Origin of the sequence: Marinomonas pontica, assembly GCF_026191375.1 — a bacterium.
GTDB lineage: Bacteria > Pseudomonadota > Gammaproteobacteria > Pseudomonadales > Marinomonadaceae > Marinomonas > Marinomonas pontica.
In genome coordinates this window covers 1-15,072 of the sequence record NZ_JAODTL010000019.1, presented here as the reverse complement: position 1 = coordinate 15,072, position 15,072 = coordinate 1, and the positions used below count along the sequence as shown (strand labels likewise).

12 protein-coding genes and 3 pseudogenes are annotated in these 15,072 nt (G+C 47.7%); 10 read left to right on the top strand and 5 right to left on the bottom strand.

What is annotated here, in order from left to right:
- Positions 1-20 precede the first annotated feature (20 nt).
- Positions 21-1,142, bottom strand: a complete 1,122-nt coding sequence (locus N5P32_RS02750) for an extracellular solute-binding protein (protein WP_322783814.1) — start codon at positions 1,140-1,142, stop codon at positions 21-23.
- An 84-nt stretch (positions 1,143-1,226) separates the two neighbouring features.
- A pseudogene (locus tag N5P32_RS02745) lies at positions 1,227-2,568 on the bottom strand (glutamine synthetase family protein).
- A gap of 238 nt (positions 2,569-2,806) precedes the next feature.
- On the opposite strand from N5P32_RS02745, the gene N5P32_RS02740 reads away from it, so the two are divergent.
- Complete coding sequence (locus tag N5P32_RS02740; protein WP_265727658.1) at positions 2,807-4,084, top strand: NAD(P)/FAD-dependent oxidoreductase; 1,278 nt, start codon at positions 2,807-2,809, stop codon at positions 4,082-4,084.
- Between the two features lie 104 nt (positions 4,085-4,188).
- A complete protein-coding gene (locus tag N5P32_RS02735; RefSeq protein ID WP_265727657.1) occupies positions 4,189-4,842 on the top strand; it encodes a TetR/AcrR family transcriptional regulator in 654 nt (217 codons plus the stop codon).
- A 27-nt stretch (positions 4,843-4,869) separates the two neighbouring features.
- On the opposite strand, the gene N5P32_RS02730 is transcribed toward N5P32_RS02735, so the two are convergent.
- Entirely contained in the window at positions 4,870-5,688 is an 819-nt protein-coding gene (locus N5P32_RS02730) for a helix-turn-helix transcriptional regulator (protein ID WP_265727656.1), read from the bottom strand.
- Between the two features lie 569 nt (positions 5,689-6,257).
- Here N5P32_RS02730 and N5P32_RS02725 point away from each other — a divergent pair.
- The 8 genes and pseudogenes from N5P32_RS02725 to N5P32_RS02690 all read left to right on the top strand — a co-directional run bounded on the left by N5P32_RS02725 (position 6,258) and on the right by N5P32_RS02690 (position 14,047).
- Positions 6,258-7,592, top strand: coding sequence for a glutamine synthetase family protein (locus tag N5P32_RS02725; protein WP_265727655.1), 1,335 nt, complete (start codon positions 6,258-6,260; stop codon positions 7,590-7,592).
- 213 nt (positions 7,593-7,805) lie between these two features.
- Positions 7,806-8,897, top strand: a complete 1,092-nt coding sequence (locus tag N5P32_RS02720; protein WP_265727654.1) for a polyamine ABC transporter substrate-binding protein — start codon at positions 7,806-7,808, stop codon at positions 8,895-8,897.
- Positions 8,898-8,972: 75 nt separating this feature from the next.
- Positions 8,973-10,128 (top strand): annotated as a pseudogene (locus N5P32_RS18145) (ABC transporter ATP-binding protein).
- Positions 10,128-11,059 (top strand): annotated as a pseudogene (locus tag N5P32_RS02710) (ABC transporter permease subunit). The pseudogenes N5P32_RS18145 and N5P32_RS02710 overlap by 1 nt, the downstream one beginning before the upstream one ends.
- Positions 11,059-11,868, top strand: coding sequence for an ABC transporter permease subunit (locus tag N5P32_RS02705; RefSeq protein WP_265727653.1), 810 nt, complete (start codon positions 11,059-11,061; stop codon positions 11,866-11,868). The pseudogene N5P32_RS02710 and the gene N5P32_RS02705 overlap by 1 nt, the downstream one beginning before the upstream one ends.
- A 28-nt stretch (positions 11,869-11,896) precedes the next feature.
- The gene (locus N5P32_RS02700) at positions 11,897-12,601 is read left to right on the top strand and encodes a glutamine amidotransferase-related protein (RefSeq protein ID WP_265727652.1); all 705 of its coding nucleotides are present in this window, start codon (positions 11,897-11,899) and stop codon (positions 12,599-12,601) included.
- Positions 12,602-12,906: 305 nt separating this feature from the next.
- Positions 12,907-13,455 (top strand): MFS transporter, encoded by a 549-nt coding sequence (locus N5P32_RS02695; protein ID WP_265727651.1) that lies wholly within the window; start codon positions 12,907-12,909, stop codon positions 13,453-13,455.
- A complete protein-coding gene (locus N5P32_RS02690; RefSeq protein ID WP_265727650.1) occupies positions 13,397-14,047 on the top strand; it encodes an MFS transporter in 651 nt (216 codons plus the stop codon). Before N5P32_RS02695 ends, N5P32_RS02690 begins: the two co-directional genes overlap by 59 nt.
- A 270-nt stretch (positions 14,048-14,317) precedes the next feature.
- Here the strand turns inward: N5P32_RS02690 and N5P32_RS02685 are convergent, their stop codons facing one another.
- Both N5P32_RS02685 and N5P32_RS02680 read right to left on the bottom strand, forming a co-directional pair.
- The gene (locus tag N5P32_RS02685; protein ID WP_265727649.1) at positions 14,318-14,776 is read right to left on the bottom strand and encodes a hypothetical protein; all 459 of its coding nucleotides are present in this window, start codon (positions 14,774-14,776) and stop codon (positions 14,318-14,320) included.
- Positions 14,766-15,072 (bottom strand): type II toxin-antitoxin system MqsA family antitoxin (locus N5P32_RS02680; RefSeq protein WP_265727648.1); only part of this gene is annotated, 307 nt, incomplete at its 5' end. The genes N5P32_RS02680 and N5P32_RS02685, both read right to left, overlap by 11 nt.

The window sequence follows — 15,072 nt, the reverse complement described above, 5'->3', positions numbered from 1 at the left end:
TACGCTAGGGTTACCGCTTCTTAGCGTCCGGTTTTAATGTCCGTCCATAGACGCACCATCAAACGCTCGATTTTTAGGCCGCGAACTTTTTGTGCGAAAAGTTTCTTTTTCACCTCGCTGCTTGGGTAAATGCCTTCATTGCTCGAAATATCAGGGTCTTGCAGCGCCATCGCGTCGAGGTTAGGGTTCGCGTACGCCACGTAGTTTGAGACATCGGCAATGACGTCTGGACGCAATAAGAAATTGATGAACTGATACGCAGCGTCTTTGTTTTCGGCTTCTTTTGGCACGGCAAGCATGTCAAACCAGATTTGCGTGCCTTCTTTTGGAATGCTGTATTCGATGTTCACGCCATTATCGGCTTCGATCGCGCGGTCTTGGGCTTGAATCACATCGCCAGACCAACCAATGGCCACGCAGATGTCGCCGTTAGCAAGCGCGCTGATGTATTGAGAAGAATGGAATTGTGTCACATAAGGACGCACGTCTTTCAGCAGTTTGACTGCTTCGCTGTCCAACGCATAATCTTGTGGGTTGCGGCTGTTGGGGTTTTTGCCCAAATAATTCAATGTCAGTGGGTACAGTTCGTCAGGTGAGTCCAAAAACATAACACCGCATTCTTGCAGCTTGGCCATGTTTTCTGGTTTAAACACCAAATCCCAGCTGTTTACGGGAGCATCGTCGCCTAGAACTTCTTTGACTTTGTCGACGTTGTAGCCAATGCCCGTTGTGCCCCACAAATACGGTACGCCGTATTGGTTGCCCGGATCGACCGCTTCAAGGAAGGACAATAGTTCTGGGTCGAGGTGTTTTAGATTCGGTAACTTGGCCTTGTCCAATTTGCCAAACACGCCCGCTTGAATCTGACGCCCCATGAAAGACGCCGTCGGCACCACCAAATCATAACCCGAATTGCCCGCCAGCAGTTTTGCTTCCAGCACTTCGTTGCTGTCAAAAACGTCTTGGATGACTTGAATGCCCGTCTCGGCTTCAAATCGTTCAACGGTGTCTTCGGCAATGTAATCCGACCAGTTGAAGAATTTTAGCGTTTCGGCAGAAACGGACGTTGCCGTTGTGCCTAACGCACAGACCATACCCGCAATGGGTAACAGTTGACGCATTTTACGGTTTTTCTGTGTCATGATTTGCTTCCTTTAGTGATAACGCTACATGCACCACGCAAGGCTTTTTTATCCTTGTCGTGATGCTCTGTGGATTAAAAATAATTACACATTCAACAATAGATGCTCGCGTTCCCATGAGCTGATTACCCGGTTAAAGGTTTCGAACTCACTGCGTTTTACACCCATATAAGCAGTGACAAAGTCATTGCCTAAGATGTCACATAATGGCTCACATTCTTCTAACAAACGTAGGCCTTCTTCTAGCGTTCGAGCGATTTCCACTTCTGGGTAATCGGACGGTGGCTGATTCGTTTTAATCGGATCGGTGGGTTGTAGCTTTTGCTTCATGCCTAAATAACCACACGCCAACGTCGCCGCGATGGCGAGATACGGGTTGGAGTCGGCACCGGGGAAACGGTTTTCGATGCGCGTGCCTTGTGGCGGTGCAAATGGAATACGCAGCCCTGCTGTACGGTTATCAAATCCCCAGTTCATGTTAATAGGCGCGGCCATTTCTGGTGAAAAACGGCGATACGAGTTGACGTTTGGCGCGAAGAAAGAGATCGCGTTGGGTGTGTACGTCTGCAACCCCTAAATAATGGTAGAACAATTCGCTCGGTTTACCGTTGTCGTCAAAGACGTTTTTACCGGTTTTGGCGTCCACCAAACTTTGGTGAATGTGCATCGAGCTGCCGGGTTCGTCTTTCATCGGTTTTGCCATGAAGGTGGCGTACACACCGTGTTTGAGTGCGGCTTCTCGAAGCGTGCGTTTGAACACAAACACTTGATCTGCCAAATCCAATGGGTCGCCATGAATGAAGTTGATCTCCATTTGCGCGGCACCAGATTCGTGGATCAAGGTGTCTACGTCCAATCCCTGAGCTTCGCAATAGCTGTAAAGCGTATCAATGATGGTGTTGAACTCGTTGACCGCATCAATGCTGTATGAGCGGCGTGAGGTTTCGCGTTTGCCGGAGCGCCCTGCTGCCGGTTTTAGCTCATAATCTGGGTCGGTATTGGGTTGAATCAGATAAAATTCGACTTCTGGTGCGATGACGGGTTTTAAGCCTTCCGCTTCATAAAGCGATAAAATATGACGCAAAATCGTTCGGCTGGCCAACGGATGCAGGTTGCCATCGGTGGTGTAGCAGTCGTTGATTACTTGAGCCGTAGGTTCGTCGGCCCATGGCACCATGCGCAGAGTATTTGGGTCGGGTTTCAACACCATGTCACGGTCGCTGGCGTCGACAATATCGTAATGATTGTCGGCCCAGTCTCCGGTCACACTTTGCACTAGAACTGTTTCAGGGATGCGCCCTGTCTTTTCTGCAAGGAACTTGAACGTCGGGTAAAACTTACCCCGCGCGTTCCCTGTCATGTCTGCTAGTGTTGACTCGACTTCAGTAATTGCATGCTCTTTTAAAAAAGCTTCAAACTCTGTCATAACTCACCTTAAGTTGGCTGCTTAACGAATGTTCCTACGCCGTAATGTGTTTTTTACTGGCTCTTTTGGTTGGGTTTATGATTTCACAACCCGAATAATACTTCGGTTTAAACATTATTTTACTTTGATCATTAAATCAACACCTTGTCAAAAAATAAGTTCATATTACAATTGACACTGCCTATAAAATCGATCAATCATTCGGTTATTGAGTTTTGGATTATGACAGGAGTGCCCCTTGAGCAAACACGAACCGTCTTACTATGAGGCAACCGCAAAAGAGTACAAAAGTCGTCCTCAGCTAGTGGGTGATCACAGTGCCGATATTTGCATTATAGGCGGCGGATTTACGGGAACCTCTGCGGCGTTGCATCTTGCGGAAGCGGGGTTTCAAGTGACGTTATTGGAGGCCAATGACATTGGCTGGGGCGCTTCTGGGCGCAACGGCGGACAAATTTGCCAAGGCCATAACATGGGCCACGCAGAGATGGTCAATAAAGTCGGTAAAGAGACGGCGGATGTGTTGTGGCAAACCTCGCTGGACTCGGTGGAATTGGTCAAGGACTTGGTCGAAAAATACCAAATCGATTGTGATTTAACGGCTGGCGTGCTGCATGTGGCGTCTAAACTAAGCCACGCAACGGACATAAAAGACGCCGTTGAATACAAGCGTCAACAGCTTAAATACGAGGGTGTTGAGTTCCTAGATGCAAAAACCGTCGCTGATAAATTAGGTACAGATCGTTACTACGGCGGTGAATGGTACAAAGAAGGCGCGCACATTCATCCGCTTAACTTTGCGCTTGGGTTGGCGAAAGCGGCAGAAGCCCATGGGGCGAAGTTGTACGATAATTCTGCGGTATTGGAATACACGGATGGCCAGCAACCTGAAGTCATAACCGCCAAAGGGCGCGTGCGTTGTCGTTATTTGTTGTTTGCGTGCAATGGCTATCTTGGTCACTTGAACGGTCCGGCGGCGCGAAAAATCATGCCGATCAATAACTTTATTATTGCCACAGAGCCGCTTCCTGAACGCGTTGCGGATCGGATCAACCCAGACCGTATCGCGGTGGCGGATTCGAAATTTGTGGTGAATTACTATCGTCTGTCCAAAGACAGAAGAATGCTCTGGGGTGGCGGTGAAAATTACAGTCAGCGTTTTCCGAAAGACATTGCTGGGTTTGTTAAAAAACACATGCTAGCTACTTACCCAGAGTTAGGTGATTATCGTATCGACTATGCGTGGGGTGGCACCTTGGCGATTACGTTAAACAGAATGCCGCACATTGCGCGACAGCAGGAAAATATTTTTGTGGCGCAAGGTTATTCTGGTCATGGCGTGGCGATGGCAACCTACGCCGGTGCGATCTTCGCTAAAGCGGTGCAAGGTTCGTTAGAAGAAGTGGATGCCTTCGAAAAGCTGCCGATGCGAGACTTCCCCGGTGGTACCCTACTTCGCTGGCCAGGTTTGGTCGCTGGCATGTTGTATTACTCGATGTTAGACCGGTTGCCGTAATGCGACGAACGCTGTGCGATGGGTGTGTTTAGTGTTCATGGGTATGTGTATAATTTAAACACTTTATTTGATGTTCTCTGTTTATAAGGAAGCCAATCCCGATCATGGCCAACCCCCCTACGACAATGAAAACCATGCAATCTGTTTCGCCTCGTAGCGAGCCTGTGCAGTCTCGTTCGATTAAACGCGCGCAACAAATTTTAGACGTGACCAGCGAATTGTTAGAAACCGTTGGTTTGAACGATCTGAATACGGCGATTATCGCGAAAGAAGTCGGTATTTCCGTGGGGTCTTTGTACCATTACTTTCCCAATAAACACGCCATTTTGTATGCCATGGGCAAGTCTTGGCTGGACAGCATCGAAGACGTTTTAAAAGACATTCAGGAGTGGCGTTTAGAAGACATGACGCTGCCCAACTTTATTGATCAAGTTGTCGACATTAATTTGCGTACTTATCGCCAACAGCGCGCGGTATTACGTTTGGTGCAAGCCATGTTTTCGGTGCAGGAATTGCGTGAATTAGACGAACGCCATGATGACATGGTGATTTCTCAAATGGCTAAGGTGTTCAAACGCTTAGGCTTTAAAAAGCACATTCGCGAGCGGGAACGTATTGCGCGTCTGTACCTAGAAGTAACACACAGTACCTATCTGGTTGTTGTGAACCAAAATGAACGCCGCGCTGCGCGTACCCTCGACGATTTAAAATTGATGCTGACGTGCGTGCTAGAACGACATCTGAATGAACCAGAATAGTCGTTCTTTGGGCATCTTCTAGGTTGATTAGCTTTTTTCTCTGTCTAAGGCATCTAAGTGACTGAGGAACAAAGTAAAAATTTCTGACTGCGTGGATGTGTCTAATCGCGCGTGAATGTTTTTGCGGTGTACTTTGACGGTTCCGGCACTGATGCCTAATTCGTTCGCAATGGATTTTGACGAGTGTCCTTTCAATAACAAGCCCAAAATTTCCTGCTCGCGGGTGGTCAATACGCCATGCGCAAAGGTTTTCAGTGCGTATTTTAACGGCCCTGTACTGGATTCCCTCTCGACGAACTCCCCCGCTTGCGTGAGCCAAAATTGGCGGATCAAGGCTTCTAACATGGGGAAAACGCTTTTCAAATTGTTCAGTTCTGTTCGGCGAATCGAGCCGACGGCTTTTTGTCGGCCTAATGACACGGCGCAGGTAGTGGCCGCGTCTAATTCCACCAAGATGTTGATTTCATCGACTAAGTCAAAGTTGCGGTAACAGGTTTGGTAGTATTCGGTTTCTTCGAATGAATCGGGTGACATGTCGACCAAACGATAAACGCCCGGTGCGATCCCGTGTTGTATGGCGTTAAACAAGGGATCTAGCAAGTAGGCCTTGTTTAAATACATACGCAGGGTGTGACTTTGCTCACTTGGGTCACTCGGATGGATCAGCAGTGGCTTTAGCGCTTTTTTGTAGGTCACGATAATGATGGTATCGAAATAGCACAGGTTGCTGAGCACCCCTTCTAACGCAATAGGAAAGCTGGGTACCCGAATGTGATTGGTAAGCGCGCCGAGGTCTTTCATTAAGTCGGGTAAAGACAATTGCCCTCTTAGGGTGTTTTTCTGCATTGTTCTGAAATCCTTTGTCATGTATCGCCGTGTTATCCAGCGTCATGAACTTGCTCTGAGTGTACGGCTTCAAACGAGAAACGGATAAAACGCACACTGCTGGCTATTTTTAATGTGTCGATTGGGTTGAGTTCAAGTCGACTTTTTACTCGGTTTTGTCTTCATCCCTAAAATTGCTCCGCTGGCGCAAAATTTCCATCGACTTTTTTATTCTTTCTGTAGTAAAAATGAATGCATAACCTGAATGATTTTTCGGCTTATATCGCTCGAAAGCGCTGTCCTCAAACACATTAAGGCGATTCTTTATTAATACATATCAGCAAAATAGCTGAAAGTGAAGAAAAGCAGTCATCTTTTAGAGTGTGATTTATATACAAGTGGTTCCATCTTTGCATATACCCACTCGGGGATAGTTACTCACATCATTTGCTCGGGTTAAGGTGATTTATATCGGAAGAATGTGGCTTTAATCCTGTGCAAGCAATATGAAAATCGAAGTAAAGTTCGATTATCAGACGAGTAAGCACAACGTCTTCCGCAGTAAGACTAATTTCATAAGAGAACATTTTATGTCGGATATGTACGAAGGGAACAACGAATTTGATCTGTTCATCACAGATTTAAACGGCAACTTGCGTGGTAAACGCATGCCCTCCAGCGGTTTAAAAAGCGTCATGACGCAAGGGGTAAAACTTCCTCACTCAGTGATTGGTTTTGACCACTGGGGTGACGATGTTCTCGACAATGGTATGGTTTTCGAAACGGGAGACAGTGACGGCGTGTGTTTTGCCGTTCACCCTGAACCTATTTCTGTGCCGTGGGCGGAATCGGCTCGCGACCAAATTTTGGCGATGATGTACAACGCCGATGGCACTCCATTTTACCCAGACCCTCGCCAAATATTGACGCGCATTGTTAAGCGCTTCAAAGATTTAGGCTACACACCTGTGGTGGCGACGGAGTTGGAGTTTTACCTGTTAGACGGCCAGTCCGAAGCTCAGCGTCGACCTTCTCCTCCTATTATCGTAGAAGGCAACGGTGTGCGTTTGAACAAAACCGACTGCTATTCCATTGAAGAAATGGACGGCTTAGAAGGCTTTTTCGCCGAAGTTCGCCGCGCGTGTGAGATTCAAGGCATTCCTGCGGACACCATTATTTCTGAACTAGGCCCCGGTCAATTCGAAATCAACATGAAGCATTGCAACGACGCTGTTCTCGCCGCCGACCATGCGATTATGTTTAAGCGCCTGATCAAAGGGGTTGCACGTCAGCATGATTTTGGTGCGACTTTCATGGCGAAACCGTACGCAGATAAAAGCGGTAACGGCTTCCACGTTCACTTTAGTTTGTTGGACGAGCAAGGCAATAACGTGTTTAACAACGGCACCGAAGAAGGCTCAGGCTTATTGCAGCAAGCGGTGGCGGGATTATTGAACCATATGTCTGATTCTATGCTTGTGTTTGCGCCGCATATGAATTCTTATCGCCGTTTCCAAACCGGAGCGCATGCGCCGACGTTTGCGAGCTGGGGCTATGAAAACCGCACTGTCGCGGTACGCATTCCCGAAAGTGATAATGTCGCGCGTCGTATAGAACATCGTGTGGCTGGCGCGGATGCGAATCCTTATTTAGTATTGGCAGCCGTGTTAGGGGCTGCTTTGCATGGTATTGAAACAAAAATGTCGCCACCACAGCCGATTGAAGGCGATGCGTACGCGATGTCAGAACGTTTCGAACCGCTACCCAATCGTTGGGAATTGGCGACGGAATCGTTTGCAGACAGTGCCTTCTTGAGTGAATACTTGGGTGAAGAATTTGTCCGAGTGTATGGTGCGGCAAAAGAACAAGAACAGCAAAAAATACACGGCCGTATTTCCAATGTGGAATACGAAGCGTATTTGTAAGTGCGTTGCGAACCTTGGTGGCTTTTAGACTTGGTGGCTTTTAGAAGAGTGACTGCAAAAACAGTCACTTTATACGAAACCACTTTAGAAAGAGTCAGCTTAAAAAGAGTTACTTTAAAAAATAGAGTCCGTTAGAGGCTTTGCTGAAAAGCAAAACGACATCACAACTGGAACCAGCCAATGTAACCTTGGCTGTAAATTGGAGAATTTCACATGAAACGCAATGTATTGAGTGTATTGATCGCGGGTGCGGCATCGACTTTTGCTGTGAGCAGTTACGCCGAAGACGTTCTAAACGTATACAACTGGTCGGATTACATGGCGCCAGGTGCTTTGGAGCAGTTCTCTAAAGAAACGGGCATCAAAGTAAACTACGACGTTTACGACAGCAACGAAGTGTTGGAAGCAAAACTGATGGCGGGTGGCTCTGGCTACGACGTGGTTATGCCATCTAACTCCTTCTTTGAGCGTCAAGTAAAAGCGGGTGTTTACCAAGCCATCGATAAGAGCAAGCTGAGCAATTATGGCAACTTAGATCAAACATTGGCGAAGCAAATCGAAAAACACGATGCGGGCAATGTGCACAACATTCCTTACGCCTGGGGTACGATCGGCATTGGTTACAACACCAAGATGATCGAAGAGCGTTTGGGTACAGCGGATATCGATTCTTGGGATATTTTATTTAACCCAAGCATTGCGGCTAAACTGAACGATTGTGGTATTGCGGTGTTGGATTCTCCTGCGGAAGTGATGTCGGTTGTGAATAATTATCGTGGCGTTGATCCAAACTCAGAAGACAAAGATGACCTAGCGGAATCGGCCAAATTGATGTCGGTTGCCGAAGACAATGTGCGTTATTTCCACTCCAGTAAATACATCTCTGACTTAGCCAATGGCGATGTGTGTGTGGCGATTGGTTATAACGGTGACATTTTGCAATCGCAAAGCCGCGCCGAAGAAGCCGGTCAAGGCGTTGATATCAAGTTTGTGATTCCAAAAGAAGGCACCTTGGTGTGGTTTGATTTGATGGCGATTCCTGCGGACGCGCCTCACCCAGAAGCCGCACACAAATTTATCGATTTCATCCTGAAAAAAGACATCGCGGCGGCCATTTCGAACTATGTGTTCTACGCTGTGCCAAACACCGCGGCGGTTCCTCTTCTAGACGAAGAAGTGGCCACTAACAAAGGTGTGTACCCAACTCAGGAAGTAAAAGAAAAACTGTTTGTGCAAGTGGCTCACACGGCGCGTTTTGATCGCCAATTGACACGTGCTTGGACGAACATTAAAACCGGTCGCTAAGCAGCCTTCTGTACGTGGGTGACACCATTAGGTGTCGCCCTTCTTGAATACTTACCATGCTGACAGGTGTGTTTTATGTCTGTGTCTTCTGTTTCCCCCATCGTTACCTCTCAAACGATGCCAACTTGGCGTCAAAAAGACGCTGAGCCTTTCGTTCGCATTGAACAAATCAATAAAACGTTCGGCGACTTCACGGCGGTGAATAACGTCTCTCTGGATATTTATAAGAATGAACTCTTCTGTCTGTTGGGCGGGTCGGGTTCCGGTAAAAGTACCCCATTGCGTATGTTGGCGGGTTTTGAGTCGCCTACATCGGGTCGCATCATCATCGATGGCGTGGACATGTCGAATGTTCCGCCATGGGAGCGCCCTGTTAATATGATGTTCCAGTCTTATGCTTTGTTCCCGCATTTGACCGTCGAAGCCAACGTCGCGTTTGGTTTAAAACGTGAAGGTTTGCCAAGCCACGAAGTCAAAAAACGCGTCGCTGATATCTTGGAAATGGTACAAATGGGGCATCTTGCTCGTCGTAAACCGCATATGTTGTCAGGTGGTCAGCGTCAGCGTGTGGCGTTGGCGCGCTCCTTGGGTGAAACGCCCTAAACTGCTGTTGTTGGATGAGCCATTGGGCGCGTTGGACAAAAAATTGCGTGAAGAAACACAGTTCGAATTGATGCGATTACAAGACGAGCTAGGCATCACTTTTGTGGTAGTTACTCATGACCAAGAAGAAGCGATGACATTAGCCACGCGCATTGGTGTAATGAACAACGGTGTGATCGTCCAAACCGCCGAGCCTCACGAAGTATACGAATACCCAAACAACCGTTTTGTTGCGGAATTCATTGGTAACGTGAATTTGTTTAGCGGCAGCGTGGTGTCGGATGAGCGCGACAGCGCGGCGATCCAATGCGATGACACCAATGGCCTTATTTATTTGGATCACGGCATCAGCTGTGCGCCGAACCAAGTCGTCAGCGTGGCGATTCGCCCTGAAAAGATGCGCATTGCGCGTAACGCCTCCAATACGCCAAATAATTCCGCTGAAGGGGTGATTACCGAAGTCGCGTACATGGGCAGTCAGTCGATTTACAAAGTTCGTTTGTTGTCAGGTAAAGAAGTGCGCATTACCCAACCCAATACCCAACGGGATACGGGCGAGCGCCTAACGTGGGACGATCATGTGTATCTGTCTTGGGATGCCGATAGCAGCGTGGTACTCACATCATGATGACCACTTCCAGCAATACAACTCGACCGAACCTATTGCAGCGTTTGCAAACTATTCGTCTGGGTCGCTGGTGTGTGATCCTGATGCCAATGCTTTGGTTGGCGGCATTCTTCTTCATTCCATTTTTGGTGGTGTTTAAAATATCCCTGTCTGAGGCGATGATTGCGGTGCCGCCCTACTCGCCTTTGTTGGAATGGGACCCTAGCAACGCGTACGCGACCCTCAAAGTGACCTTTGGCAACTATTTATTTTTGTTTGAATCGCGCTTTTACTTAGACGCTTATTTGAGTTCTTTACGCATTGCCGCGGTGTCGACGTTCTTTACGTTATTGATTGGTTTTCCGATTGCTTATCTTATCGCCCGCAGTGGTCCGACCTCTCGTACGATATTGTTGTCATTGGTTATTTTGCCTTTCTGGACGTCGTTTTTATTGCGCGTTTACGCGTGGATGTCATTGTTGAAAAAGAACGGTTTGGTCAACGATACCTTGATGTCACTGGGGTTAATTGATCAGCCATTGCAAATTCTACAAACGGACGTCGCTGTGTACATTGGCATTGTGTATACCTATTTGCCGTTTATGATTCTGCCGCTGTACACCACGCTAGAAAAAATGGACATGAGCCTAATTGAAGCCGCGAAAGACCTCGGTGCAAAACCGTGGCAGAGCGTTTTGTCTGGTGACGTTGCCTCTGGCGAAGCCGGGCATCATTGCGGGCTGTTTATTGGTGTTTATCCCGGCGGTCGGCGAGTTTGTTATTCCTGCCTTGTTAGGCGGTTCAGATACGCTGATGATTGGTCGTGTGTTGTGGGATGAGTTCTTCCTCGAACCGAGATTGGCCTCTGGCCTCAGCGGTTGCGATCATTATGCTGATTGTTTTGGTGGGTCCAATTATGTTCATGCGTAATGGCAACAAGGAGGCGATGTAATGAAAAATCATTCTTTAGCGCTAAAGCTTAGTGCTGGCTTCGGCTTTTTGTTTTTGTACGCGCCCATTGTGGCTTTGATCATCTACGGCTTTAACGAGTCCAAATTGGTGACCGTTTGGGGTGGTTGGTCGCTGAAATGGTACGTGGAGCTGTTTCAAAATGATCAGATCATGGACGCCGCGTGGGTGAGCTTAAAAATCGCCTTTATTAGCGCGACGTTGGCATCCATATTAGGCACGTTAGCGGGCTTTGTGTTGAGCCGAATGGGCAAGTTTCGTGGTAAAACCATGATGGCAGGCTGGGTGACGGCGCCATTGGTGATGCCAGAAGTCATCACCGGTTTGTCACTGTTGCTGTTGTTTGTAGCGATGGAAAGCATGTTCGGTTGGCCTGCAGGTCGAGGCACGACCACGATTGTCATCGCGCATACGACGTTTTGTTTGGCGTACGTGGCGGTGGTGGTTCAATCGCGTTTGTCGTCCATGGACGAGACCTTAGAAGAAGCGGCGATGGATTTGGGCGCTAAGCCTGTGTCGTTGTTTTTCTTAATTACCTTGCCGTTGATTGCTCCTGCCATCTTGTCGGGTTGGTTGCTGTCTTTCACCTTGTCATTGGATGATTTGGTGATTGCGAGCTTTGTGTCAGGGCCGGGGAATTCGACCTTGCCGATGGTGATTTTCTCCAAAGTTCGACTTGGTGTTACACCAGAAATCAATGCGTTAGCGACGCTGATGATATTGGTTGTCTCGATTGCGGTCATCGCGGCCATTTTCATTATGCGCCGTCAAAATCGTTTCCAAAATCCTTAACCGCTGTGTTTTTTGAGGTAAATAATTCATGAAGATAGGAATTCTCGCCGCGGGCATTACGCCCGACGTATTGCGCTCTAAGTACCCAACATACGCGGAGATGTTTGCTCAACAGATTGCTGTGTTAGAGCCAGAATTGTCGTTCGAAATTTTTGATGTGCGCTTGGATGAGTTCCCAGACAGCATCGACTGTTGTGATGCTTGGCTGATTACCGGTTCTAAATCGGACGCTTATGGCGATGATCCATGGATCATTCGTTTGTGTGAGTTTATCCGAGAGATAGACGCCAAGGGACAAGTGCTGGTGGGGATTTGCTTCGGTCACCAAGTCATTGCGCGAGCATTGGGTGGTCGCGTTGGTAAATTTGACGGCGGCTGGGGGGTAGGGATTCACCATTACCAAGTGTCTAACGAGGTTGAAACCCCGTTGACTCAGAAAGACATCGCGTTTTGTGCTTTCCACCAAGACCAAGTGTTGGAAAAACCGGAAAAAATGTCGAGCTTTTTGAGCAGTGATTTTTGTCAGTACGCGGGGCTGATTTATCAAGATCGTATTTTGACGTTCCAAGGCCATCCTGAATTCTCGAAGGCGTATGAGAACGAATTGATCGATTTGTACGATGGTGTCACGCTAACGCCAGAAGTCGCTGCTAAAGCGCGTCAGACGGTCGCACAGGACGCAATAGACAATCAGCAGCTCATGGTTTGGGTTGGACAATTTTTAAAAGGCTAATTTGGAAAGGTTAACGCGCCTTGTCTTTTCCCTTTGCCTAATGGTCTTTTTGTGCCGCTCAATGTGGCGGCACAAAAAGATGAGTTGGTGCTTGCTCTCTTAACTTCTCCTCTTTTTCTTGTTTTTCTTTTTCTTTTTCTTGTTTTGCTGTTTCAGCTTCTGTGAACAACACTGTGGGTGTTTTCTTTTTCCGGTCTTTCTATGCTCTCTATTAATTAATCAAGTTGCGTGATTAAATCCAATGTCAATGTGTGGATTCGAACTCTGGTTCGAGCGTGGCAAATAATAAAAAAATGGAAAACACTATGCAGGAATTAACGCGTACGGGGCTTTATTGCGCCATGTTTATTGCCGCGGGCGCGGTATCGGGTCTGTTGGGACCGAGTTTGATTTACCTGTCTGACCTGATCGACGCTTCTGTGGCGGAAATATCGATTGTATTCAGCGCCAGAGCCATAGGAAATATTCTGGGCGCGTTGTTGGCGGGTCGCATGTTTGATCGTTGGCAAGGTCATCATTATTTGATCGTTATGCTGCTGTGCGTGATTGTTGGATTGTTTCTGGTGCCTTTTTCAACCAGCTTGACCATGCTGGTGGCGCTGTTTTTCTTGCTCGGCGCGGCCGAAGTGTCGGTCAACGCTGGCGGCAATATGATGATGCTGTGGTTGCATAAAGACAAAGTGGGCTCGTATGTGACGATCTTGCATCTGTGTTACAGCTCAGGCTGCATGCTCGCGCCACTGATTTTAATCTTTGCAGAATGGACCGGTCACGGCTACGGCGCGGGGATATTGGATGGTCGCTCTGTACGCGCTTATATTGCCGCTGTTTTTGTGGAAACAACCCAGCCCTAGGTTCGAAGCCAGAAGCACTGAAACGGTGCCTGAGACCAAACAAAAGACCACCTTTTTGGCGTTTTTGTTGGTCATCTTTTTGTACGTCGGGTTTGAAATCACCATCGCAGGCTGGATCAGTACCTACGCGATTTTATTGGGCATTAATCACAATGCCGCCGCCATTTTAGTCACATGGTTTTTTGTTAGCTTATCGATTGGGCGTTTACTTTCGGTGTTTTTACTGCGCTGGATAACGCCTCGCCAAGGCATTTATGGCCTGCTGGCCATCAGCGTGACCGGCAGCCTGCTCATGGTGGTATCAGACGCTTCGCTGGTGTTGGCCGCGCTGTGGCTGGGGCTAGGATGTTCGGCGTTTTTCCCCATGCTGTTTTCCTATGCAAACAGCATCATGGCGCTGGACGGCAAACGCACAGGATACGTTTTTGTGTGCTGTGGGCTTGGTGCTCTAGTCGCCCCCTCGTTAACCGGGCCCATCATCGAAGCCATGAGTGCGAACGCCTTCCCGTATTTGTTGTTGATGCTGGCGATGTGTATGGCATTCAGCTGGTATCGACTGGACACCATGACGCGAGCGAGAGTCGATTCGTAATCAGCCTCCTCGCAAATAAATTTTTTGCGGCTTGCTGTAAGTTGCTCATGGTTAAGATGCCACATCAGCCTCACCACGAGGCCATCGATAAGGTTTAATTGAGTGGTTTTTCAATACACAGAAGTATGTTGTTAATTAGGAGATTGATATATTTGCTTTGTGTACTTATTGTTCATACATCTCATCTACCATGTGTAGAAGGAGTTACGGCACCGTCCCCTTCTGGGGGCGAGGCCAGTCACTGAGCAGATAAAATCTAGCAGTCTTGATTCAACGGTTAAATTGAACGGCTGGCAATATCAGTCTAGGAAGACGTAAACGCTCACACTGTGAACTTAAGAACTCACGCCAGTAAGGCCAAACATGGAAACTAGCGTTTTTTAACGAAAATTCATCAACCGCTTCGGTTTTCAACAACTCAGCCATGGCATATTCTGCAATAAAGTCCGCTTCTACAAAGGCTTTTATTTCAGGGTCCTGCCCCTCTACAGGAAGAACCCAGCGAGTCCCCAAACGGACATACACTTTTAAAATCAGCTCATCTTCACTTGCCTGAAGCACTTCACTTCTGCGCACTGAGTGCATTTGCTGAACAAGCAACTCGTTATGTTCCGTACGTTTAGGGTCAAAATCCTCGCAGCATTCTGCTTGAGAAGACTTTAAATAGACATCTTGAATAGACAGACTATCAATGGCTTTTTGCAAGCTCACACTATTTTTAGCAGCCATAGGCCACCTCTTCACTTAAGATATGAGAACTCACGACTGTCAGACTTTGTTTAGTGGTTACGGAGAAATCAACAAACTGCACAGATTCCCATACAGGCTCTTTATTGGAGGTAACACCTGCGTCTTGTATTAGCTTCTCTAGCATCATCGGAAACGCTTCCGCCATACGCAGCAACCTATCCATAGAATCCGATTGCATTACGTCATCCTTTTCATACTTTGAGAAAGCAACTGGACCACCACCAAAAACTTTCGCGGCTTGCTCTTGGCTCAGTCCCCATGTTTTGCGTAAAACG